At 68.8% G+C, this 22,025-nt stretch carries 21 protein-coding genes; 15 read left to right on the forward strand and 6 right to left on the reverse strand.

Features of this window, described 5'->3' with window-relative positions; genetic code table 11:
- Positions 1-71 precede the first annotated feature (71 nt).
- Both ABD357_RS28820 and ABD357_RS28825 read left to right on the forward strand, forming a co-directional pair.
- On the forward strand, positions 72-1,076 hold the full coding sequence (locus tag ABD357_RS28820; protein WP_344393939.1) for a cation diffusion facilitator family transporter: 1,005 nt from the start codon (positions 72-74) through the stop codon (positions 1,074-1,076).
- Between the two features lie 146 nt (positions 1,077-1,222).
- Positions 1,223-1,462, forward strand: a complete 240-nt coding sequence (locus ABD357_RS28825; RefSeq protein ID WP_344393940.1) for a hypothetical protein — start codon at positions 1,223-1,225, stop codon at positions 1,460-1,462.
- Between the two features lie 32 nt (positions 1,463-1,494).
- Here ABD357_RS28825 and ABD357_RS28830 read toward each other — a convergent pair whose 3' ends face one another.
- Genes ABD357_RS28830 through ABD357_RS28840 form a run of 3 tightly spaced genes read right to left on the reverse strand, consistent with a single transcriptional unit; the run spans position 1,495 to position 4,566 of the window.
- A complete protein-coding gene (locus ABD357_RS28830; RefSeq protein WP_344393941.1) occupies positions 1,495-2,334 on the reverse strand; it encodes a carbohydrate ABC transporter permease in 840 nt (279 codons plus the stop codon).
- Positions 2,331-3,230 carry a carbohydrate ABC transporter permease gene (locus ABD357_RS28835; protein WP_344393942.1) on the reverse strand — a complete coding sequence of 300 codons (900 nt, stop codon included), beginning with the start codon at positions 3,228-3,230 and terminating at the stop codon, positions 2,331-2,333. Before ABD357_RS28835 ends, ABD357_RS28830 begins: the two co-directional genes overlap by 4 nt.
- Complete coding sequence (locus ABD357_RS28840; RefSeq protein WP_344393943.1) at positions 3,220-4,566, reverse strand: ABC transporter substrate-binding protein; 1,347 nt, start codon at positions 4,564-4,566, stop codon at positions 3,220-3,222. Before ABD357_RS28840 ends, ABD357_RS28835 begins: the two co-directional genes overlap by 11 nt.
- A gap of 206 nt (positions 4,567-4,772) precedes the next feature.
- On the opposite strand from ABD357_RS28840, the gene ABD357_RS28845 reads away from it, so the two are divergent.
- The 3 genes from ABD357_RS28845 (at position 4,773) to ABD357_RS28855 (ending at position 6,968) form a co-directional block, all read left to right on the forward strand.
- The gene (locus ABD357_RS28845) at positions 4,773-5,546 is read left to right on the forward strand and encodes a GntR family transcriptional regulator (RefSeq protein ID WP_344393944.1); all 774 of its coding nucleotides are present in this window, start codon (positions 4,773-4,775) and stop codon (positions 5,544-5,546) included.
- A 143-nt stretch (positions 5,547-5,689) separates the two neighbouring features.
- Positions 5,690-6,361: a ClpP family protease gene (locus ABD357_RS28850; RefSeq protein ID WP_344393945.1), complete on the forward strand. Its 672-nt coding sequence runs from the start codon at positions 5,690-5,692 to the stop codon at positions 6,359-6,361.
- Position 6,362: 1 nt separating this feature from the next.
- Positions 6,363-6,968, forward strand: a complete 606-nt coding sequence (locus ABD357_RS28855) for a ClpP family protease (RefSeq protein WP_344393946.1) — start codon at positions 6,363-6,365, stop codon at positions 6,966-6,968.
- A 20-nt stretch (positions 6,969-6,988) separates the two neighbouring features.
- Here the strand turns inward: ABD357_RS28855 and ABD357_RS28860 are convergent, their stop codons facing one another.
- Positions 6,989-7,405, reverse strand: a complete 417-nt coding sequence (locus ABD357_RS28860) for a helix-turn-helix domain-containing protein (RefSeq protein WP_344393947.1) — start codon at positions 7,403-7,405, stop codon at positions 6,989-6,991.
- A 148-nt stretch (positions 7,406-7,553) separates the two neighbouring features.
- Here ABD357_RS28860 and ABD357_RS28865 point away from each other — a divergent pair, with 148 nt between their 5' ends.
- The gene (locus ABD357_RS28865; RefSeq protein ID WP_344393948.1) at positions 7,554-7,991 is read left to right on the forward strand and encodes a hypothetical protein; all 438 of its coding nucleotides are present in this window, start codon (positions 7,554-7,556) and stop codon (positions 7,989-7,991) included.
- A 19-nt stretch (positions 7,992-8,010) separates the two neighbouring features.
- Here ABD357_RS28865 and ABD357_RS28870 read toward each other — a convergent pair whose 3' ends face one another.
- On the reverse strand, positions 8,011-9,171 hold the full coding sequence (locus ABD357_RS28870) for an ROK family protein (protein ID WP_344393949.1): 1,161 nt from the start codon (positions 9,169-9,171) through the stop codon (positions 8,011-8,013).
- 184 nt (positions 9,172-9,355) lie between these two features.
- On the opposite strand from ABD357_RS28870, the gene ABD357_RS28875 reads away from it, so the two are divergent.
- Genes ABD357_RS28875 through ABD357_RS28890 form a run of 4 tightly spaced genes read left to right on the forward strand, consistent with a single transcriptional unit; the run spans position 9,356 to position 13,831 of the window.
- Complete coding sequence (locus ABD357_RS28875; protein ID WP_344393950.1) at positions 9,356-10,309, forward strand: carbohydrate ABC transporter permease; 954 nt, start codon at positions 9,356-9,358, stop codon at positions 10,307-10,309.
- Between the two features lie 18 nt (positions 10,310-10,327).
- A complete protein-coding gene (locus tag ABD357_RS28880; RefSeq protein WP_344393951.1) occupies positions 10,328-11,248 on the forward strand; it encodes a carbohydrate ABC transporter permease in 921 nt (306 codons plus the stop codon).
- Positions 11,249-11,258: 10 nt separating this feature from the next.
- On the forward strand, positions 11,259-12,602 hold the full coding sequence (locus ABD357_RS28885) for an ABC transporter substrate-binding protein (RefSeq protein ID WP_344393952.1): 1,344 nt from the start codon (positions 11,259-11,261) through the stop codon (positions 12,600-12,602).
- A 26-nt stretch (positions 12,603-12,628) separates the two neighbouring features.
- Positions 12,629-13,831, forward strand: a complete 1,203-nt coding sequence (locus ABD357_RS28890; protein ID WP_344393982.1) for a Gfo/Idh/MocA family protein — start codon at positions 12,629-12,631, stop codon at positions 13,829-13,831.
- Positions 13,832-13,886: 55 nt separating this feature from the next.
- Here the strand turns inward: ABD357_RS28890 and ABD357_RS28895 are convergent, their stop codons facing one another.
- Positions 13,887-14,582, reverse strand: coding sequence for a L,D-transpeptidase family protein (locus ABD357_RS28895; protein ID WP_344393953.1), 696 nt, complete (start codon positions 14,580-14,582; stop codon positions 13,887-13,889).
- A gap of 590 nt (positions 14,583-15,172) precedes the next feature.
- On the opposite strand from ABD357_RS28895, the gene ABD357_RS28900 reads away from it, so the two are divergent.
- The 5 genes from ABD357_RS28900 (at position 15,173) to ABD357_RS28920 (ending at position 21,939) form a co-directional block, all read left to right on the forward strand.
- A complete protein-coding gene (locus ABD357_RS28900) occupies positions 15,173-17,266 on the forward strand; it encodes a bifunctional polysaccharide deacetylase/glycosyltransferase family 2 protein (RefSeq protein WP_344393954.1) in 2,094 nt (697 codons plus the stop codon).
- Positions 17,267-17,279: 13 nt separating this feature from the next.
- On the forward strand, positions 17,280-18,545 hold the full coding sequence (locus ABD357_RS28905) for an LCP family protein (RefSeq protein WP_344393955.1): 1,266 nt from the start codon (positions 17,280-17,282) through the stop codon (positions 18,543-18,545).
- A gap of 254 nt (positions 18,546-18,799) precedes the next feature.
- Positions 18,800-19,777 carry an alpha/beta hydrolase gene (locus ABD357_RS28910; RefSeq protein ID WP_344393956.1) on the forward strand — a complete coding sequence of 326 codons (978 nt, stop codon included), beginning with the start codon at positions 18,800-18,802 and terminating at the stop codon, positions 19,775-19,777.
- A gap of 80 nt (positions 19,778-19,857) precedes the next feature.
- On the forward strand, positions 19,858-20,901 hold the full coding sequence (locus ABD357_RS28915) for a helix-turn-helix domain-containing protein (protein ID WP_344393957.1): 1,044 nt from the start codon (positions 19,858-19,860) through the stop codon (positions 20,899-20,901).
- A 96-nt stretch (positions 20,902-20,997) separates the two neighbouring features.
- On the forward strand, positions 20,998-21,939 hold the full coding sequence (locus ABD357_RS28920) for an SGNH/GDSL hydrolase family protein (RefSeq protein WP_344393958.1): 942 nt from the start codon (positions 20,998-21,000) through the stop codon (positions 21,937-21,939).
- Positions 21,940-22,025: the final 86 nt, after the last annotated feature.

Here is a 22,025-nt window from a genome sequence, read left to right on the forward strand (position 1 = left end):
TGCAGCCTTTGCCGATCTCCGCAAGGTGCGCTTCACTGCGGGAGTCGGCCATTGAATCGAGGGGGCAACACATGACCAGCGCGCACCACGCACACGAGCCGGGCGGGCATGCCGGGCACGGGGGGCACGCGCACGGTGTGGCCGCGGACGCGGACCGCCGCTGGCTCGCGATCGCGCTGACACTGATCGCCTCGTTCATGGCCATCGAGGTCGTCATCGGCATCATCGCCCAGTCGCTCGCCCTGATCTCGGACGCGGCGCACATGCTCACGGACGCCGTGTCGATCGTGCTGGCGCTGATCGCGATGCGGCTGGCCGCGCGCCCGGCCCGCGGCGGTTTCACCTACGGCCTCAAGCGGGCCGAGATCCTCTCCGCGCAGGCCAACGGGCTCACGCTGCTGCTGCTCGGCGCCTGGCTGGCGTACGAGGCCGTGCTGCGCCTGATCGATCCGCCCGAGGTGGAGGGCGGGCTGGTGCTCGGCACAGCCCTCGCCGGGATCATGGTGAACATTGCGGCCGCCTGGTGCATCTCCAAGGCCAACCGCACCTCGCTCAATGTCGAGGGCGCCTACCAGCACATCCTCAACGACCTGTTCGCGTTCATCGGCACCGCGGTCGCCGGTCTGGTCGTGCTGCTCACCGGGTTTGCGCGGGCCGACGCCATCGCGACCCTGGTCGTGGTGGTCCTCATGGTCAGGGCGGGCTACGGACTGGTCCGCGAGTCCGGGCGGATCTTCCTGGAAGCGGCTCCCGCGCACCTCGATCCGGACACCATCGGGGACCGGCTCGTCGCACACGGCACGGTGACCGAGGTGCACGACCTCCATGTGTGGACCATCACCTCGGGGCAGCCCGCCCTGTCCGCGCACGTCCTGGTCGACCCCGGCGCGGACTGCCACACGGTGCGCCGGGACCTGGAGAGGACGCTCCACAGCGACTACGGGATCAGCCACACCACGCTACAAGTCGACCACGCGGCCGAGTACCTCCTCGAAGTCCGCGCCGGCGCATTCGACGACGCCCACTGCGAGACGCCGCACGGCCCGGTCCACCGCGAGGAGCCGCACCCCCACTGACCGGGTGCGCCGCGTGCCCATGCCGCCCAGCGGCACAGCACCGAGCGAGCAGGCCAGAATCTCCCTCCGTCAGGAGGAAGAGCAAGTCAATTGTGAGTAGCCGCAATGACAGAGGCCACTCACCTGGCCTTCACAGCGAGGCCCGTATGATTCACGCTATGTCCACCACTCCACACCGTGTTCCGAACGCCTCCGGGCGCTCGGCCGCCGAGGTCAACGAGGAGATCCGCGCCCTGTGGCTGCGGACAGGTGGCACGCTCAGCGGCGAGCAGCGGCAGGAGTACCAGCGGCTGGTATTGGAGTGGGCGGCTGCCTACGAGCGCGCCTCGCACACCACGCCGTCCCAGCGATCCCACCCGTCCGCGGACTCCCGCAGGGCGGCGTGACCGGGAGACCCACCCGTTCTCCAAGTGCTCGTTCATCCCTTCATCGCCCCTTGGAGCAGTCCCGCGATGAAGCTGCGCTGGAAGATCACGAAGAGGATCAGGATCGGCAGCATCACGATGATCGTGCCCGCGGCCAGCGTCGGGATGTCCGTGGTGTTCTGACCGACGAAGAAGCCGAGGCCGGCGGGGGCGGTGTGCCTGGTCGTGTCCTGGATGAGGACCAGCACCAGCAGGAACTGCTTCCACGACCACATGAAGACGAGCAGGCCGAGGGTCGTCAGGGAGGGCCGGGCCAGAGGCAGCAGGATCCGCAGCAGGATCGTGGCCGGTGAGGCGCCGTCGATCCGGGCCGCCTCCACCAGCGACTGAGGGGTGGACTGGAAGTGGGTGCGCATCCAGAACACGCTGAACGGCATGAACAGCGCGATCTCCACCAGGATCACGCCGAGGAACGAGTTGGTCAGGCCGAGGCCCCGCAGGTCGAAGTAGAGCGGGACCACGATCAGTTCGACCGGGATGGTGAGGCCGGCGATGAAGAAGGCCGCGACCGCGTTGCCGCCCGGGAGCCGCATGGTCCCGAGCGCGTAGCCCGCCAGCGCGGCGAGAACCAGGGTGGCGGGCACCACACCGACGGCGATGATGAGGCTGTGCCGGATGAGGTCGGAGAACGCGGCCACCGACCACGCCTGCTCGTAGTTGCCCCAGCTCCACTCCTCCGGCCAGGTCAGGCCCACCACCGGTGTGCCCGCGGGCTGCACGGAGGCGAGGAAGACACTGAGGAACGGGAGCACGACGGCGATCGCCATGACCGTGAGGAGCCCGTAGCCGGACCAGCGTTCCGAGCGCTTGGCGGTGGTCATGTCTGCGGTCATGTCTCCGTCCTCGACAGACGGTTGACGAGGTAGACGATCGCGAGGATCAGACAGCCGAGGACGACGGCCAGAGCCGCGGCCAGTCCGACCTTGCCCTCGGAGAACGCCAGCCGGTACACGAGGAGACCGGGAACGGTCGTCTGCTCGCCGGGGCCGCCGTTCGTCGTCACGTACACGATGTCGAAGCTGGCCAACGCGGCCACCGTCGTCACGGTCATGGCCACGGCCAGCTCGCCGCGCAGATGCGGCAGGGTGACGGACACGAACTCCCGGACCGGGCCCGCCCCGTCGATCCGGGCCGCCTCGTACAGGCTGGGGTCCACCTTCTGCACCCCGCTGAGGAAGAGCATCATGCACAGGCCGCTCAGCACCCAGGTGCCGACCAGGCCCACGGCGATCAGCGCGGCGTCGAAGTCACCGAGCCACGCCCGCGTCACACCGTCCAGGCCGACCGCGCCGAACGCCTGGTTCACCAGCCCGTCGTCCCCGTACAGCCAGCGCCAGGTGACGCCCACCGCGACGAGGGGGATCACCTGCGGCAGCATGAACAGGAAGCGGTACGCCCCCATGCCGGGCCGCCGGTAGCGGGCCAGCAGCCCGGTCATCGCCAGGCCGAGCACGATGGGCACGAAGGAGAAGAACACCACCAGCACCAGGGCGTTGAACACGGACCGGCGCAGTACGGAGTCCTGGAGAATCTCCTGGTAGTTGCCGAGGCCGACCCACTCGCCCAGCGTGACGCCGTCCCACTCGAACAGCGACAGGTACGCCGTGTGCAGGGCGGGCAGCACCGCGAAGGCGACGTAGACGAGGAATGCGGGCAGCACGTACACATAGCCGCGCCACGGACCGCGCCCACGGGCGCCCGGAGGCCGGACCGGCGGCCTACTCGGCATGGTGTTCCTCCCACTCGTCCTGAAGAGAGTCGAGGTAGTCCGCGGGCTCGACACGATCCGCGATGAGCTTCTGCACCCCGGAACGCAGCCGGTCGAGCATCGCGGGCGCGGCGAAGTCGGGGAACGTCGTGATCCCGTCGTCGCCGACGGCCCGCCGATGACCCTCCGCGACGTCGGCGAGCACGCCTTCCGGCTTCGCGACGGCCTCGGGGTTGGGCGGCAGGAAACCGTTGTCGCTGATGATCTGGCCGGCCTCCGGCGAGGTCAGGAAGTCGAGGAACGCGCCTGCCGCCTCGGGGTGTTCGGTGCGGGACGAGACGGCGTAGGCGACGCTGAAGCCGGAGGCCACCGTGGGATCGCCGGCCTGCTCGCCCGGCATCGGGAAGAAGCCGACGTTGTCTCCCATGGTGGTCGCCAGCTGTCCGGCCGCCCAGTTGCCGTTGATCAGGAAGACGCTGTCGCCCTTGGCGAACTGGGCGGTGGAGTCGAGCTGAGCTGTGCCGTTGGCGGACTCGTTGTAGTACCCCTTGCGGCCCCACTCGACGACGAGCCGGCTGGCGGTGATCCCGGCCCTGTTCTCGATGGTGGCGTCCTTGGTGCCGTTGACCCAGTCCCAGTAATCGTCCATGGGCATGGTCTGGTTGAGGAGAGCGGCCCACAGGTGCAGGCCGCCGGTGTCCAGGCCGCCGACCCCGAGGGGCGTCAGGTCCGCGTCCTTCGCTGCGGCGAGCTGGTCCTCGAACTCCGCCAGCGTTCTGGGCGGACCGTCGATCCCGGCCTTCTCGGCGAGCTCCTTGTTGTAATAGATGCCGGTCATCGACAGACCGGCCGGGACCCCGAACAGGGCGCGCCCGCCGGTGGCTTCGCTTCTGAGCCCTGCGGTGAGCTGGTCGAGGCTGACCGGAGGAATGGACTCGTCCCAGCCGTACGCCTCCCGGTACGGCGCCAGGTCGAGGATGTGCCCGTCCTGAGCGAGGTCGGTCATCCCGACCGCGTACTGCGCGATGTCGGGGGCGGAGTCGGAGGTCATGGTGAGCTTGAGGTTCTGCACGTAGTCGGAGAACGTCTTGTACTGCGGCTCCACGCTGATCCCGGGGTGGCCCTTCTCGAACGCGGCGATCAGCGCGTCCACCATCAGCGGGGCGTCGGCGAACTGGACGCGCAGGGTGACGTCCCCCTCCGGCACGGCGGTTGAGGACGGGACGCTGCGGGGCCCCGTAACGGCGGCCGTGCTCCCGGGTGTCAGGGCGTCGCAGGCGGTCAGGGGTAGCACGAGGGCGAGGGCGCAGGCCGCCCGGGCGAGGCGGCGGCGTAAGCGCCGCGTGCTCTTCATCATCGGCCTCCTTGCGTGGTCTCGTCGGGGCGGACCGGTGCGTCAGCCCCCTTCGGAGGCGCTGGCTGGGGAGTCGCTGACGTGGCTGTGGACCGTACCAAAGGGGCATGCGGCTGCCCAGACCCCCGGATGGGATTGCCGCCCAGATTGCCGTCAGTACACGTCAGTTCGTTGACCGAGGGGAACGGTCGACTTAGCCTGGGCACCCTGTGGTACGTACCACTGGCTGTACGTACGCACCACTGGCGCCGGAGTACCAGCAGCCCAGCACCCTGGACGTGGAGATGGACTCCTACAAGCACGAGGCGCTGCGACGGCGGCTTGAGGCCGACATCTCCCGGATGCGGCCCGACACGGCGCTGCCCACCGAACGGCAGCTCGCCCAGCGGTACAACGTCAGCAGGGCGACCGCCCGGCGTGCGCTCCAGGCGCTGCGCGAAGACGGCCTCGTCCGCAGTGTGCGGGGCGTGGGCACCTTCGTCGCACACCCCAGGATCACCAAGACCTCGACGCTCACCTCGTTCTCCGAGGATCTCCGTTCGCGCGGCTACCGGCCCAGTGCCGAACTGCTCGCCGCTCAGCGGCTGGAGGCCGACCTGCACCACGCCACCGCCCTGGGCGTCGACCCCGGCACGACCCTCCTCCGCATCGAACGGCTGCGCCTCGGCGACGACTTCCCCATCTGCCTGGAGACGGTTTACCTCTCCGCCGAGCGCTTCCCGGACCTCGACGAGTCACTGCTCACGGGCTCGCTGTCGGAAGCCCTGCAGATCACCCATGGCGTTCGTGTGGTGCGGGCGACCCAGCAGATCCGTGCGGTGAACGTGACGGGCCGTCAAGCGGGGCTGCTCGGCGTCAAGGAGGGCTCCGCCGCCCTCCTTGTACGGCGCACGGCGTTCGACGACACGGGTCATGTCGTGGAGTACGGCGAGTCGCTGTGCCGCGCTGATCTCTACGAGTTCTCGCTCGTGGTCACCAAGTAGCCGGAGCCATCGGGCAGTTGACCGGCACCGCGCGCTCTGCTGTCGGCGAATCTGCTGCGGGCCGAGATCCCTTACGCCACGCCTCACCTCGGGCCGAGGGTGGAAGCACCGCGGCGATGCGGCAGTCAGCACAAGGAGGAGCGATGGCACCACTCACCACCGGCCGGTCCCGGACGACCGGCTGGGCCCCGGCCCTGACACCCCGAGCCGAGGAGGGCGACACGCCTCCGTCACGGTTCGACGACCACCTGGCCACCCAACTCCTGGGCCAGCGCATCGTGTTCCTGGGCACGCAGGTCGACGAGGTCTCCGCGAACCGCGTCTGCGCCCAACTGCTCGTACTGTCCGCCGAGGACCCGCGAACCGACATCAGCCTCTACATCAACAGCCCGGGCGGCTCCGTGAGCGCGGGTCTGGCGATCTACGACACGATGCGGCTGATCCCGAACGACGTCGCCACCCTCGCCATGGGCTTCGCCGCGAGCATGGGCCAGTTCCTGCTCACCGTCGGGACGCCCGGCAAGCGCTACGCGCTGCCGAACGCGCGGATCATGATGCACCAGCCCTCGGGCGGCATCGGCGGCAGCACCGCCGACATCCAGATCCAGGCGGAGAACCTCGAGTTCACCAAGAAGACCGTCGAACGGATCACCGCCGAGCACACCGGCCAGAGCGAGGAGACGATCGCCCGCGACGGCGACCGGGACCGCTGGTTCACGGCCGAGCAGGCACAGGCGTACGGAATGGTCGACCGCGTCGTCGAGTCGCTCGACGACGTCCGCCCGGCCGCCTCGAAGCGACGGATGGGACTCTGACATGAGCCAGTACGCGATCCCCAACGTCGTCGAACGCACCCCGCAGGGGGAGCGCGCGTACGACATCTACAGCAAACTGCTCGCCGAGCGGATCATCTTCCTCGGCACCGAGATCGACGACGGCGTCGCCAACGTCGTCATCGCCCAGCTGCTCCACCTGGAGTCGTCGGCTCCCGAGCAGGAGATCTCCGTCTACATCAACTCGCCCGGCGGCTCGTTCACTTCGCTGATGGCGATCTACGACACGATGAGCTACGTCAACGCGCCCATCTCGACGTGCTGCGTCGGCCAGGCCGCCTCGACGGCGGCGGTGCTCCTGGCCGGTGGAGACGCCGGACGGCGGTTCGTCCTGGAGCACGCCCGGGTGCTGCTTGGCCAGCCCGCGAGCGGCGGCGCCCGGGGAACGGCCGCCGACCTCAGCATTCAGGCCAAGGAGATGATGCGCATCCGATCCCAGGTCGAGGAGGTGCTGTCCCTGCACACCCATCACTCCGTGGAGACCCTGCGCGCCGACATGGACCGCGACAAGGTGTTCACCGCGCAGGAGGCAGTGGCGTACGGCCTGGCCGACCAGGTGCTCAGCCGACGGGTGCTGGCAGCGGCGTGACGGGGCCGGTCCGCTCGGGCTCAGGCCGCGAGACGTACACCGCCGAACCGCGACTGCACCTCGGTGGAGCGGTGCGCGGTGCGGGACCCGAGCGGCCGGGCGGGCCGGACGAGTTGGCGGTGGGCGCGGGCCAGCAGGTCGGCGAGGCTGAGTCCGAGGGCGTGGGCGGCGGCCGCGAGGACCTCGGACGAGGCCTCCTTGCGGCCGCGCTCCAGCTCGGAGAGATACGGCATCGAGATCCGGGCCGCGTCGGCGACGTCCTTGAGCGTACGTTCCTGAGCGAGCCGTTCGCGTCGCAGGACGTCACCCACGACGTCCCGCCACAGCGGCTCCTTGGGCGCCGGCTCGGGGGGACTGGCAGGATCGGTCGGCTCCGCCGGTACCGGTCGCGGTCGCAGGGGAATGACGCGGGCTTCGTTGGGCGCGTGGCTGCTCACCGCTCCAGCCTAGAAGCGTGACGCGTGACGGGAAGGGGATCGCGTTCCGCCCTCGGCGAATCTTGAACGTGCCGTCACCACTTCCCGTACCTCCTGGCACAACCGGTCCATGTCCAGGTCCACACCCCTGTCGAGGAAGGAAACCACGGTGACCAGATCCCGCCTCCGCCCCTTGTGCACCGTCGCGGCGGCCTTGTTGAGCACCCTGCTGGTGGGGTGCTCGGCCGAGTCGGCGCAGCCGGCGAGCAAGGCGAGCCCGAGTACGGTCTCCCAGCCGCCGGCGCCGGCCAAGGTCGAGGTGATCGCGTCACTCACCGGCTGCAAGCCGAAGATCCGCATCGAGGCGGATCAGCTGCGCGAAGGGGTGTGCCGGACCTCGCGCGGCGACTGGACGGTCACCACGTTCCCGCAGGAGAAGTACAAGGAGACCTGGCTGGATGCCGCCGCCGTCTACGGCGGTACGTACCTCGTGGGCCCGAGATGGGCGATCGGCGCGCAGCCCGCACTCCTGAAGAAGCTGCGCACCGATGTCGGCGGGGAACTGCGGAAGTTGAGCGGCACCAGCGGGCAGTCGTCCGCGCCGTAGCGGCTCTGGTGCGCTGACCTCACGCTTCGACGCCTCCCAGCACCAGCACCTGGATCGCTAGTACGGCCGCTCCTCGCGCCCAGTCGTGGAAGTCGGACACCTTGGTCTCCAGGTTGACCGGTTCCGCCCGCGGGTGGCGGTTGGCCTGGATGGCCGCCTCGACCGCCGGTCCGGCGACGTCGACCAGGCCCACGCCTTCGCCGGCGAGGAGGATCTTCTGGGGCATGGCGAAGTTGGCGATCTGGGCGACCAGTGTGCCGAGGGCGCGGGCCGCCTCGTCGATGACACGGGAGGGCATGGGATCACCGGCGGCGGCGAGGGTGAGGATCTCGCCGTACGACAGGTCCTGGCCGGTGGCGGCATGGATCTGGTAGCGGATGTTGGGGATGGTCAACAGGGAGACGGCGCTGCCGCGTTGGCCGTCGGGGGTGAGCGGGCCGTTGGGGTTCACGATCCAGAAACGGCCGTAACCCACTCCGTCCTCCGCTGTCGCGACCCGTTTGCCGCCGATCACGAGGGCGTAACCGATGCCGGCGCCGATGGTGAGGACCGCGAAGCGGTCGAGGCCTCGGCCGGCGCCGAACCAGCTCTCGGCCTCGACGAGTGCGGCCACGTCGTTCTCGACGACGACGGGCAGCCCGGTGCGCTCCTCGACGAGCCGGCCCAGGGGCACGTCGCGCCAGTCGAGGAAGGCCGATTCGTCGACGACGGACCGGTCGTGGGCACGGCCGCCCACGCCGATGCCGATGCCTGCGAGGCCGGGGAAGTCGCGAGCGAAGTCGTCCGTCAACTCCCTTAGCACGTCGACGATTTCGTCCGGGTCATGGCCGGTGAGCGGACGGTCGCGGCGGGCCACGATGTCGCTCCTGAGTGTGGTGACGACGCCGTACACCATGTCCTGTGTGATCTTGAAGCCCACGAACCTGCGGGATTCGGCGACGATGTCCAGAGGCTGGGAGGGACGGCCCTGGCGCACCTCGGCGAGTGTGGCGCCCTCGGTCACCTCGACCAGCAGGCCCGACTCGATGAGCGGCTTCGTCAGCCGGGTGACGCTGCCCGCGGAGAGGTCGAGTCGCCGGGCGAGTTCGCTGCGCGACAGCGGGCCGTGGGTGAGCACCTCGATCGCCACGGCACGCTCGCCGGGACTGAGCGGCAGCCAGCTGGCGGTAAGTGTGGTCATGGCGTGAATCCTCGCACGTTCGCATGTTTTATTTTGCCGTGGAAGCAACACGGAAACGATACGGCCATCGCCAGGCCAGAAGAACCACTTCGAGAAGGTACATGCACGACTCTTGACGCGCAGATTATTCCGCATCAAAAGTAAGTGGGGCACGAGGCCGAGCCGCAGAGCAGGGAGTCCCCCGATGACCGTCGCCTCCAGCAGCCCACCATCCCGCCTACCACTCAGCGGTGGCGAAGCCGTGGCCCCCGTGAAGAAGGCCAAGGCCCGGCCGCACGGTGACGGAGCCCTCGCGGCCGTCTTCATCGCACCGGCCATGCTGGGCTTTCTGGTCTTCCTGCTGTGGCCCACCCTGCGCGGCATCTACCTGAGCTTCACCAACTTCAACCTGCTGACGCCGGCGGAGTGGGTGGGCCTGGACAACTACGTCCGGATGGTCAACGACCCGATCTTCTGGGAATCGCTCTGGGTCACCGTCGAGTACGTGGTCCTCAACATCGGTGTGCAGACGGTGGCGGCGCTGGTGATCGCGGTTCTCCTCCAGCGGCTCACGCAGTCGTCCTTGCTGCGGGGCATCGTGCTCACCCCGTATCTGATGTCGAACGTCGTCGCCGGCCTCGTGTGGCTGTGGATGCTCGACACCCAGCTCGGCATCGGCAACGAGATCATCAGCGGTCTCGGCGCCGACCGCGTCCCCTTCCTCGCCGACGAGACCTGGGCCATCCCCACCATCGCCCTGATCAACGTCTGGCGGCACGTCGGCTACACCGCGCTTCTCCTGTTCGCCGGGCTCCAGGCGATCCCGAACGACATGTACGAGGCGGCCAGGGTCGACGGCGCGAGTGAGTGGCGGATGTTCTGGCGGATCACGATGCCGCTGCTGCGGCCGGTGCTGGCCGTGGTGCTGATCATGACGGTGATCGGTTCGTTCCAGGTCTTCGACACCGTCGCGGTGACCACCGCGGGCGGCCCGGCGAACGCGACCAACGTCCTGCAGTTCTACATCTACGGTTCCGCCTTCGGCCGCTTCCAGTTCGGCTACGCCTCGGCGATGTCGGTGGCCCTGCTGGTCGTGCTGAGCGCGATCACCGTCCTGCAGTACCGGCTCACCCGGGCCGGCCAGAGCGACCTCGGCTGACGGAAGGGAGATACCGACATGGCTGCCGTAACAGCGACCAATACCGGGATACGACCGGAGCGGCGCAGGTTCTCCTTCGGGCGGGCCGCGGCCTGGACCGGGATGGGCCTGATCGTCCTCATCACCATGCTGCCCTTCTACTGGATCCTGCGCACCGCGCTCTCCACCAACGCGGGCCTGGGCGCCGACCCCACCAACCCGCTGCCGGTCGACCTCACCACCAGCGGCTTCGAGCGGGCCCTCGGTCTGCAGTCGGCCGAGGAGGCGGTCGCGCAGGGCGGCGCGGGCGGCGGTCTCGACTTCTGGCGCTATCTGCTGAACTCGGTGGGTGTCTCGACGGTGATCACCGGCTGTCAGATCTTTTTCTCCGCTATGGCCGCGTACGCCTTCGCACGGCTGCGCTGGCGTGGCCGGGACAAAGTGTTCGCCCTGTTCCTGGCCGGGCTGATGGTGCCGACCATCTTCACGCTGCTGCCGAACTTCGTGCTCATCAAGGAACTCCAGCTCGTGGACACGCTGTTGGGGATCGCGCTGCCGACGATGTTCATGACGCCCTTCGCGGTGTTCTTCCTGAGGCAGTTCTTCATGAACATCCCCCGGGAGGTCGAGGAGGCGGCGCTGCTCGACGGCGCCGGAAAGATCAAGATCTTCTTCCGGGTCGTCCTGCCGATGGCGTCGACACCGATCATCACGCTGTCGGTGCTGACCTACATCACGTCCTGGAACGACTACTTCTGGCCGCTGATGGTGTCGTACAGCGACAGCTCGCGCGTGCTGACCGTGGCGCTGGCGGTCTTCCGGGCGCAGACCCCGGCGACTGGCGTCGACTGGTCCGGGCTCATGGCGGCGACGTTGATCGCCGCGCTGCCGATGCTGGTGCTGTTCGCCTGCTTCGCCCGCCGCATCGTCAGCTCCATCGGCTTCACCGGGATCAAGTGAGGGAATGACCATGCGACTTCGTACGCTGACCGCGCTGGTCGGAGCGCTGGGGCTGACCCTGGTGACCGGCTGCGCGCAGGGCGACTCCACTGGGGCCTCCGCGAACACGGTGACGTACTGGCTGTGGGACTCCAACCAGCTGCCCGCCTACCAGGCCTGCGCCAAGGGGTTCGAGAAGGAGAACCCCGGCCTGAAGGTCAAGATCACGCAGCTGGGCTGGAGCGATTACTGGACCAAGCTCACCGCCGGCTTCATCGCGGGTACCCAGCCGGACGTGTTCACCGACCACATCCAGAAGTTCGGCCAGTTCGCCGACCTTCAGGTGCTGGAGCCGCTCGACGACGTGGGCATCAAGAACGACGACTACCAGCCGGGGCTCGCCGCCAGCTGGATCGGCCAGGACGGCCACCGCTACGGCGCTCCCAAGGACTGGGACACCGTCGCGCTCTTCTACAACCAGAAGATGGTGAAGGACGCCGGTCTCACCGCCGAGCAGTTGGGCGGCCTCTCCTGGAACCCGAAGGACGGCGGCACCTTCGAGAAGGCGATCGCCCACCTGACCGTCGACAAGAACGGCAAGCGGGGCGACGAGCCGGGCTTCGACAAGAACAACGTCAAGGTGTACGGGCTCGCCACCCAGGGCGGCGGCATGGGCGACGGCCAGACCCAGTGGAGCCCCTTCACCGGCTCCACCGGCTGGAGTTACACCGAGAAGGCCCGGTGGGGCACGGAATACCAGTACGACAGCAAGACCTTCCAGTCCACCATCGACTGGTACTTCGGCCTGGCGAAGAAGGGCTACATGGCCCCCTTCTCCGACTACAACATCCAGTCCAACCAGGGCATCACGCAGTTCGCCGCGGGCAAGGCCGCCGCCGTCTTCGACGGCGCCTGGATGATCTCCACGTACTACGGCACCAAGGGCATCGACGTCGGCACCGCCCTCACTCCGGCCGGTCCGACCGGCAAGCGCGCCACGATGATGAACGGCCTCGCCGACTCCATCAGCAAGGCCTCCGACAACAAGGAGAACGCCCGCAAGTGGGTGGCGTACCTGGCCTCCGACGCGTGCCAGACCGTGGTCGGCAAGGCCGGGGTCGTCTTCCCCGCCACACCGGCCGGCACCGAGGCCGCCACTGCCGCCTACAAGAAGAAGGGCATCGACGTCACGGCCTTCACCGAGCCCGTGGCCGACAAGAAGAACTTCCGGACGTTCTCCTACCCCATCACCAACTACGCGGCCGACGTCACCGCGCTCATGCATCCCGCCATGGAGGACATCTACGGCAACGGCAAGCCGGTGAGCAGCCTCGACGAGACCAACGACCAGATCAATCTCATCCTCGACCAGTGACTCGACCAGTGAAGGGCACCCCCTACATGACGTTCTCCCTCGGCATCGTCGGTGCCGGACAGTTCTCGGGCCAGTTCGCCAAGCTGTTCCTGGCCCATCCCGGTGTGAGCGAGGTCTTCGTCACCGACCTCCTGCCCGAGCGGGCCGAGCAACTGGCGTCCGCGGAAGGGTTGTCGGGCACCTTCCCCTCGTACGAGGCGATGCTGGAGTCCGAGACGGTCGACGCCGTCGCGGTCTTCACGCAGCGCTGGACCCATGGACCGCTGGTGGTCCAGGGGCTGAACGCCGGCAAGCACGTCTACTCGGCGGTGCCGATGGCGATCACTGCGGAGGAGATCGCGGCGATCATCGATGCCGTACGCGCCACCGGTCTGACGTACATGATGGGTGAGACCAGCCAGTACAACCCGGCGACCGTGCACGCCCGCAACCAGATCGCCGAGGGCGCGTTCGGGCGGCTCTTCTACGCCGAGGGCGACTATGTGCACGACATGGACCTCGGGTTCTACGAGGCCTATCAGTACAGCGGCGGCGAGGACTGGAAGTCCACCGCCAGTTATCCGCCGCTGCTTTACCCGACGCACTCGGTGGGCGGGGTGCTGGGTGCCTGGCAGACGCATGCGGTGAGTGTGTCCGCGATCGGCGTCAAGGACGACCGCGGTGACGGGGTCTTCGACCAGGAGGTCAGTCGGTTCGGCAACGACTTCTCCAATGCGAGCGCGCTGTTCGAGGTCGCGGGCGGCGGTTCGTTCCGTACGAACGAGTTCCGGCGGGTCGGATACCCCTCGCACATCAGGGAGTCGCGGTTCCGGTTCTTCGGTACGGACGCCAGCATGGAGCAGCTCGCCACGGTGGCCCTGTGGCAGGACAAGAAGGGCGTCAAGGACATCAGCGAGCTGCTGGAGCCCAAGCCCACCATGTCCCCCGACGACCCGTCGCTCCAGCACATCGCGCCGGACCTGAGGGCGGCCTTCACGTCCGGGTCGGCGCCGGTGCACGACCGCTCGCGGCTGCCGCGGGAGTTCGACCATCTGCACAACGGCCATGAGGGCAGCCACCACTTCCTGGTGGACGACTTCGTCACCGCGGTGAACACGCGCACCCTGCCGTCGGTGAACGCGTGGGTGGCCGCCCGCTACACCCTGCCGGGCATCGTCGCGCACGACTCCGCGCGGCAGGGCGGGGCAAGGCTGGAGATACCGGACTTCGGGGACGCGCCCGAGGCGTGACCGGCCCTGCATCGACTCCGGCCCGGCTGCCCTTCGGGGCAGCCGGGCCGACCGGTCAGGTGCCCGGCTTGCGGCCGTACACGAAGACGTCGTCGTTCTTCTTGAGGAGCGACCAGTACTTCTTGGCGTGGGTCTTCGTCATGTTGACGCAGCCGTGCGAGCCGGGCGGGTTCCACATGCTCACGCCCACGGAGTGGAAGGCCTGGCCGCCGTCGAAGAACTGGCTGTAGGGCATCGGCACGTTGTAGATGGTCGAGACGTGGTCGATGTTCCGCCAGTAGATCTTCTTCAGGCCGGTACGGGTCTCGTATCCGTTGCGTCCGGTGCGGACCGGGACCGGGCCGTAGACGAGCCTGCTGCCGTCCTGGATCCAGCTGAGCTGCAGCGTCAGGTTCACGCAGGCGATGCGGCCCTTGTTGACCGGGCACCTGCCGTCCCTGTTGGGATTGTTCCCGACGGCCTTCTGCTTCTGCATCAGGTCCATCACGCCCCAGGTGACCGACCCCGCGTACCCGATGTTCGGCTTGATCCCGTGCTTGGTCTGGAAGGCCTTGATCGCCTGGCAGTCGGCGGCGGACTGCCTGCCGTCGACGGTCCGGCCGAGGAACCTCTCCACCTGCTTCTGATACGGACCGGTCTGCGTGGTGCAGGTCGCCGCCTGCGCGGGCGCCGCGCCCAGCGCGACGGTCAGCGGCGCCACCAGTCCGGTGATTCCGAGTACGACGGCTCCCCGTCTGCGTATGTCCCCCATGTCGGCCTTTCCCTTTCCTCCGTGGTGCGATCTGTGCCAGCTAGACCGACTCCGGGGAGGGTCAGTTGTAGGGCAGGCCCGACCTGCGACGAAACGGTGACATTGCCCACTGCCTCGCGGGAGACGTCCGCCGGACGGCCGGACCCCATTCCCTTCGGGGCGACGCCGGCGGCGATGCCTTCTCGACTCGAGTCGATACGACTCGTGCGCTGATCTGTTGGCATGAAGGTTGCTCACGACAGTTGGTGACGACGGGTGAGGGGCTGGACAGCGCGCCATGGGCCCATGGGCGCTTACCCCCTCCAGCGCAGCGGCTTCGTCAGGTGTCACACCAGCCACAGAAGCCGAAAAGGTTGCCGTTGGTTTCAGACATGCTCACGAGATTCACCATGGCTACACTCGCCCCCCATGTGTGAGGGCAGCCGAACCACAGAAGCCCACAAGACATGCACTGATGCGTCATGTCACGACCCCTCTGATCGGAGCAGAAAGGCCTTGGGCCACGCAGTCACCACCGTCAGACGCACCCCCTGCCGTGGCCGGAAATGCATCAAGTGGCATGTGATTAATGACACGCTGGGCGCGGGCGTATGAGCCGTCACGTGAGAGCGCGGCACAAGCGCTCCCGCGAGCCGCGTGGGCACTGGCTACTGCTGAGTCTTGTACTCCCCGTGATGTTCGCCTCCCTGCTCTTCGAAGGCTGGACCAACAACGAGGTCGACGCCGCGCCGACCCGGCACGACTGCACCGAACCGGTGCCGAAGACCGTGAGCCGGGGTGGTCCGGTGCTGCGCATCGACGGTGATGAGGTGAAATCCGCCTCGATGCCCGCCCGTACCGTCGCGCTCACCTTCGACGGCGGACCCGACCCGGTGTGGACACCGCGCTTGCTCACCCTGCTGCACAAGCATCACGTGCACGCCACCTTCTTCCTCTTCGGCGTCCAGGCGGCCCGGCATCCGGAGCTGGTGCGGCGGATCCGCGCCGAGGGCCACGAGATCGGATCGAACACCTACACCGGCGCCGACCTGGGCGCGTCGTCGGCCATCCGCTCCCGGATGGAGCTGTCGCTCACGCAGACGGCGCTGGCCGGCTCGGCGGGCGTCCGGACCACGTTGCTGCGCATGCCGCAGACGACCTCGCCGGACACGCTGTGCGGCGCCGAGTGGGAGGCGGCTCGACGCGCTGCTGCGGACGGTTACCTGTTGGTCGCGGCCGACCCGTGGTACCGAAAGCCGTCACAGGGCGTGATCCGGCAGTTCAGTCAGACGGAACTTGCCTATAAAGAGACAGAAAAACTGCTCAACAACCGAAATATTGAGAAATTCACCACGGTGACGGCCGGTCTCCGGCTGGCCCCTCCCGACACATCGGCGACCACAGTCGAACGAGGGCAGGGCAAGGGCCTGATCCTGGTCACGACCATGGGGCACGCGTTCGCGAACGGCATGACCTGGGTGCTCGCCGTGGCTGGTGCGCTGGGGGTGCTGCGGCTCATCAGCCTCGTCTTCTTCGCCCGCGCCCATGTCCGGCGTCTCACGCGCCTCCGTCCCGGAGCGCCCTGGCTGCGGGAGATCAACGACCCGGTGACGATCCTCATACCCGCCTACAACGAAGAGGCGGGTATCGAATCCACCGTCCATTCCCTGCTCGCCTCCACACATCCGTACCTGCAGATCATCGTGATCGACGACGGGTCGACGGATCAGACGGCGGACCTCGCCACCTGGATCAACGATCCCCGGGTGAGGGTGATCCGCCAGCCCAACGCGGGCAAGGCCGCCGCCCTCAACACCGGACTGGCCCACGCGATGTACGACATCGTGGTCATGGTCGACGCCGATACCGTCTTCGAACCGGACGCCATCTACGAGCTCATCCAGCCGCTGGCGCACCCCGCCGTCGGCGCCGTCAGCGGCAACACCAAGGTCGGCAACCGACGCGGGCTGCTCGGCAAATGGCAGCACCTGGAATACGTCTTCGGGTTCAATCTCGACCGCCGGATGTTCGAGGTCCTGGAGTGCATGCCGACGGTCCCCGGTGCCATCGGCGCCTTCCGCCGGGACGCGCTGATGGGCGTCGGCGGGGTCAGCGAGGACACCCTCGCCGAGGACACCGACCTCACGATGGCCCTGTGGCGGGCCGGCTGGCGGGTGGTCTACCAGGAGTCCGCCGTCGCCTGGACCGAGGTGCCCACCTCGCTGCGCCAGTTGTGGCGGCAGCGCTACCGCTGGTGCTTCGGCACGATGCAGGCCATGTGGAAACACCGCGGCGCCGTTTTCGAGGTGGGCCCTGCTGGCCGCTTCGGGCGCCGCGGCCTGAGCTATCTCGCTCTCTTCCAGGTCGCGCTGCCGCTGATGGCGCCGATCGTCGACCTCTTCGCCCTGTACGGGGCGCTCTTCCTCAACCCCGTGCAGTCGACCGGTGTATGGCTCGCCTTCCTCCTCGTCCAGCTGGCCTCCGCCGGATACGCGCTGCGGCTGGACGGTGAGCGCAGGAGGGCGCTGTGGTCGATGCCCTTCCAGCTCTTCGTCTACCGACAGTTGATGTATCTCGTGGTCATCCAGTCCCTGGTCGCCATTGTCCTCGGCACTCGGCTGAAGTGGCATCGCATGCAGCGCTCCGGCACCGCCGCCGACTACATAGGTCAACCCGCCCAGGCAACAGAGCTGACATCGAGATGACCAAGGACCGCTCATGAATGATCGGCAGTACGGGTGGCCCCACACCGACGGGCTCGACGAACAGTGGGATGCGCACCATGTCATCCAGGGAGAGGTGTGGCACCGGACCGACCACGCGCCCCGGCCGCACACGGCGCAGACACCGAACGCATCGCTGAACCCAGGCGCACCGAGCGTGTTCATCCCTCATCAGCGGGAAACGAGTGCCGGAGCACCCAACAGGCCTCCCGGATTCGGCGGTCGGGGCGGCGTTCGGCGATCCGGCCGGCCGCTCAGAACTCCCCGCAGCCGGGCCCGCAGGATCATACGAGCCGTGATCCTGCTGCTCTGCCTGCTCCTTGTCGCATCCGTCGGCACGTACCTCTGGGCCGACGTCGAACTGAACCGCGATGTGGACCTCGGCAAGATCACGGACCGTGTCCCGCACGGCAAAGGGACCAACTACCTCATCGTGGGCTCGGACAGCCGTGCGGGCCTTTCCGCCGAGGCCATCAAGGATCTGCACACCGGCGGCTCGGCCGCCGACGGCCGCCGGACCGACTCGATGATCCTGCTGCACACCGGCGCGAACGGCACCACGATGATGAGCCTGCCGCGCGACTCATGGGTGACCATCCCTGCGCACATCCGCCCCCAAACGGGAGTGCACTACCGCCCGGCGAAGAACAAACTGAACGCGGCGTTCTCGTTCGGCGGTCCGGAACTGCTGATCCGGACCATCGAGCTCAACACGGGTCTGCACATCGACCACTACGCGGAGATAGGTTTCGCGGGCTTCGTGAACATCGTGAACGCGGTGGGCGGCGTGGACATCTGCGTGGACAGGAACATCAAGGACGAGAAGTCGGGACTGAACCTGACGAAGGGCTGCCACAACCTCGACGGCCGCAACGCGCTCGCTTTCGTCCGCCAGCGCCACCAGGAGGCACACGGCGATCTGGGCCGTTCCCGCAACCAGCAGAAATTCCTGGCCGCCCTCGCCCGCAAGGCCGTCACACCGGGTGTCGCGCTCGACCCGTCCAAGCTCTATCCGGCCACCAGCGCAGGGCTGGACACGCTCATTGTGGACAAGGGCATGAGCCTGTCCACCCTGGCGTCGCTGTTCCAGGCGATGAGGAGCGTCACGGCCGGCCGCGGCAAACAGATCAATGTGCCCGTGTCGTCCCTCGGCTTCCGGACCTCCAAGGGCGACGCCGTGAAGTGGGACGATGCGCAGGCGAAGAAGCTCTTCGCCGAGCTGAGGGACGACCGGCCGGTGACGTTCGAGGAGAAGAAGTGAGGTCGTCGGCGAAGAAGCGGTGACTCGGCAGGCTTCGGCAGCAGAGCCGTATTCGTGGCGAGTGGTCGCGCCCGAAGCCGTATCCGGCTGGACCGGCTCCGGGCGGCATGAGCCGTAGCCTGTCCCGACCTGCAACGACAGGGTTACGCAGCCCGCCGTCCTGCGGGAGACTTCCGCCGGACGGCGGGCCCCGTTGCCTCTCCGGGCCGGTGAGGATCGGCGTAAGGCAACGACGCCGCATCGAGGAGGACCCGATGACCATCACTCCCCCGCCCTTCGACCCCGAGCTGGCCGCGGCGCTCGCCGTGATGGGCGAGCAGGCGCCCACCACCCTCCTGCCGGAGTGGATCTCGATGGCGCGCGAGGCGGGCGACGACGGCCCCTTCGATCTGCCGACGAACGAGGACCTGAGTCGCGACGGCGCCTTCGAGGTCGAGGAGCGTACGGTGCCCGGTCCCGAGGGCGCACCCGACATCTCCCTGCTGATCTGCCGCCCCACGACCGCGCCCGGTCCGCGGCCGGTGCTCTACCACGCGCACGGCGGCGGCATGGTGCTGGGCAACAACCGGCTCGGTCTGGACGTGACGATGGAGTGGGCCGAGGAGCTGGGCCTGGTCGTGGTGTCGGTGGAGTACCGGCTCGCTCCGGAGCATCCGCACCCGGCTCCGGTGGAGGACTGCTACGCGGGCCTGCTGTGGACGGCGGAGAACGCCAAGGACATCGGCGGCGACCCGGACCGGATCATCCTGGCGGGCGGCAGCGCGGGCGGCGGGCTCTCCGCGGCGGTGGCGCTGCTGGCCCGCGACCGGAAGGGGCCGCGTCCGATCGGCCAGATGCTGCTCTGCCCGATGCTCGACGACCGCAACGACACCCCGTCCGCCCACCAGATGGCCGGTCTCGGCATCTGGGACCGCACGGCGAACGAGACCGGCTGGACCGCGCTGCTCGGTGAGGCGCGCGGCACCGCGGACGTCTCCCCGTACGCGGCTCCGGCACGTGCCGAGGACCTGTCCGGGCTGCCCCCGGCCTTCATCGACGTCGGCTCGGCCGAGACCTTCCGCGACGAGGATGTCGCCTACGCGTCCCGGATCTGGCAGGCGGGCGGCCAGGCCGAGCTGCACGTATGGCCGGGCGGCTTCCACGCCTTCGACGGACTCGCCCCGCAGGCCGCCCTGTCCCAGGACGCCCGGGCGGCCCGGATGCGGTGGCTGCACCGACTGCTCGGTGAGTGACACGACACTCATCGGCGCACAGCACATGGTGACTGCCGACTCATGGCACCAAATGGTGATTCCTGACCGAGAATGAGCAGATGGAAGAGCTGGCTGGCCGCCTGGCCGCGCTCGACCCGGACGCCGGAGCCGCCGTCCAGGTCATCGCCTACTTCGACCGGCTGGTCGAGGGGCGCGCCGGGCTCGAGGCCCTTGTGCGGGGTGCGGCGGTGCTGTCCGGCTGCCCCGCGCGGCTCGTCGACAAGGCGAGGCAGGTACGGGTCCGGGTCGAGCCCGACGGGCGACGGCGCGACGAGAACGGGCCCGTGCGCCCCGAGTGGCCTTCGGCGCCGCTGACTCCCGGTGGGGCGCCCGCGGTGTGGCTGGAGCGCACGGGACCGCGGACGGTGGTCGACGCCATGGTCCTTGAGCGGACCGCGAGTGCCGCCCGGCATGTCCTGGACCGCACCCGGGGGCGGGCGCCGGTGCACGGCCCGGCCGACGATCCGGCCCTGCTGGAGACGGTGCTCGATCCGACGGCCGCGGAGGCAGCCCGGCTGCACGCGGCGCGCGGGCTCGGTCTCGGCCCGGACAGCCGGGCTCGCGCGATTGCCCTTCGCGGCGACCCGGTGAGGCAACCCTCCCTGAGCCTTGCCTCCGGCGAGCGGGCCCTCGTCCAGCCGGCCCCCGGCCCGGAGCTGCCCGACGAGAGCCGGGTGGGCGTGGGCCCGGCGGTCCCCGTCCTGGAACTTCCGCGCTCCTGGTCCGCCGCCCGCACGGCCTTGCGCTTTACGGCCGAGGGCACCGACCAGGACCCGGGCCCCCGCATCGTCCACGCCGATGAACTCGGCACGCTCGCCCTCCTGGCGGCCGTGGTCACCCCGGCCACGGAGCCACCGCCCGACGTACGCGCCCTCGACCAGGCCGCCGCGGCGAGCCCGTGGCTCCTGCCCACGCTGTACGCCGTCATCACCTCCCCGAGCCGGCGCACAGCGGCCACCGAACTGAACGTCCACCACTCCACGCTCCAGGACCGTCTGGCCCACGCGGAGTCCCTGCTCGGCTGGCCGGTACGCACACCGCAGGGCCATCTGCGGCTCCAACTCGCTCTGGCAGCACGGCGGCTGACACGGAACGAGCTCTGAAGTCACCGACCGCGTTGGCTGCCCGAGCACTTCCCCCGCGCGCCCCGTTGTGCTTGTCTGGGGGCCGTTTTCGGTGGCTGGGGCGGGAGTTGCCGCATGGGCAGGACGTGGGCCGGCGGGGTGCTGGCGGGTTTGCTGCTGCTCGCAGCCTGCGGCGACCCCTCGTCCGGGCCCGGGACCGCGCAGCCCGAGCGGCCGGTTCCCGGCACAGCGGCGGCGAAGGCTCCGGGTCCCTCGCCGTCCTCGACCACACAACAGCAGCGGCCGCCCGCCTCCGCCGCGCCCGAGGCGCCCGCGAAGCGGCCCACGGTGCTGTACCTCGGTGACTCGCTCGCGATGGAGAACCAGAAGGTGCTCGGCGGGCTCCTCCAGGACGAGTTGAAGGCGCGCTACACCAGCGCCCCGTACTCGGGAACGACGCTCTGCGACTACATCGAGGGCACCGGCGAGAAGTCGCTCGTACCGGCCAGGGACAAGGCGGCTGCCCTGGTGCGTTCGCTGCGGCCGGACTTCGTGGTGCTGCAGTTCTGGGGCAACGCCTGGGACTACACGTGGTGCATGGACGGGATCACGCACGGCAAGGATCCGGCCAGGTACTTCGCGCGTTACACCTCCGACGCCCGCAAACTGACCGACCAGATCGCGAACGTGTCGGGCGCGAAGCGGCCGAAGGTCGTGTGGGTGCTCCAGGGCCCGGACCCGATCACCCCCGACCGGGTCCGCCGCGTCAACGCGATCTACGAGCAGCAGGCCGACGCGTCCGGTGACCTGGTCGCGGACGCCGGCAAGGAGGTCGGCCCGGCCGACGCCCGCTACACCTGGTCCCAGCACCTGCCGTGCACGGCATACGAGCGCGACCACCCCGCGTACTGCACCCAGCCGGGCAGCAACCGCACCGCCCTGCACCGCGACGACGACTACCTGCACTTCTGCCTGGCGCCCACCACCGAGAAGTCCAGGCCCTGCCCGGTCCGCTCCCCCGGCATCCTGCGCATGACCCGGGCGATCACCAAGGCGCTGACCGCCGCGACGAACTGACACAGCCGCCAACAGCAGGTGCCCGGGTCCGCTGACCTCTCGACGGACCCGGGCACCTGCGTGGGTACCGGCGGCGCGGCGCCCTC

The sequence above is a fragment of the Streptomyces vastus genome (assembly GCF_039532825.1).
Taxonomy (GTDB): Bacteria; Actinomycetota; Actinomycetes; order Streptomycetales; family Streptomycetaceae; genus Streptomyces; species Streptomyces vastus.

Bases quoted from the DNA above. Each gene is read 5' to 3' on its own strand.
- ABD357_RS28915 (WP_344393957.1), top strand. From the start codon at position 19,858: ATGGAAGAGCTGGCTGGCCGCCTGGCCGCGCTCGACCCGGACGCCGGA.
- ABD357_RS28890 (WP_344393982.1), top strand. From the start codon at position 12,629: ATGACGTTCTCCCTCGGCATCGTCGGTGCCGGACAGTTCTCGGGCCAG.
- ABD357_RS28885 (WP_344393952.1), top strand. From the start codon at position 11,259: ATGCGACTTCGTACGCTGACCGCGCTGGTCGGAGCGCTGGGGCTGACC.
- ABD357_RS28910 (WP_344393956.1), top strand. From the start codon at position 18,800: ATGACCATCACTCCCCCGCCCTTCGACCCCGAGCTGGCCGCGGCGCTC.
- ABD357_RS28875 (WP_344393950.1), top strand. From the start codon at position 9,356: ATGACCGTCGCCTCCAGCAGCCCACCATCCCGCCTACCACTCAGCGGT.
- ABD357_RS28880 (WP_344393951.1), top strand. From the start codon at position 10,328: ATGGCTGCCGTAACAGCGACCAATACCGGGATACGACCGGAGCGGCGC.
- ABD357_RS28920 (WP_344393958.1), top strand. From the start codon at position 20,998: ATGGGCAGGACGTGGGCCGGCGGGGTGCTGGCGGGTTTGCTGCTGCTC.
- ABD357_RS28830 (WP_344393941.1), bottom strand. From the start codon at position 2,334: ATGACCGCAGACATGACCACCGCCAAGCGCTCGGAACGCTGGTCCGGC.
- ABD357_RS28840 (WP_344393943.1), bottom strand. From the start codon at position 4,566: ATGATGAAGAGCACGCGGCGCTTACGCCGCCGCCTCGCCCGGGCGGCC.
- ABD357_RS28855 (WP_344393946.1), top strand. From the start codon at position 6,363: ATGAGCCAGTACGCGATCCCCAACGTCGTCGAACGCACCCCGCAGGGG.
- ABD357_RS28850 (WP_344393945.1), top strand. From the start codon at position 5,690: ATGGCACCACTCACCACCGGCCGGTCCCGGACGACCGGCTGGGCCCCG.
- ABD357_RS28905 (WP_344393955.1), top strand. From the start codon at position 17,280: ATGAATGATCGGCAGTACGGGTGGCCCCACACCGACGGGCTCGACGAA.
- ABD357_RS28825 (WP_344393940.1), top strand. From the start codon at position 1,223: ATGATTCACGCTATGTCCACCACTCCACACCGTGTTCCGAACGCCTCC.
- ABD357_RS28900 (WP_344393954.1), top strand. From the start codon at position 15,173: ATGAGCCGTCACGTGAGAGCGCGGCACAAGCGCTCCCGCGAGCCGCGT.
- ABD357_RS28820 (WP_344393939.1), top strand. From the start codon at position 72: ATGACCAGCGCGCACCACGCACACGAGCCGGGCGGGCATGCCGGGCAC.
- ABD357_RS28895 (WP_344393953.1), bottom strand. From the start codon at position 14,582: ATGGGGGACATACGCAGACGGGGAGCCGTCGTACTCGGAATCACCGGA.
- ABD357_RS28870 (WP_344393949.1), bottom strand. From the start codon at position 9,171: ATGACCACACTTACCGCCAGCTGGCTGCCGCTCAGTCCCGGCGAGCGT.
- ABD357_RS28835 (WP_344393942.1), bottom strand. From the start codon at position 3,230: ATGCCGAGTAGGCCGCCGGTCCGGCCTCCGGGCGCCCGTGGGCGCGGT.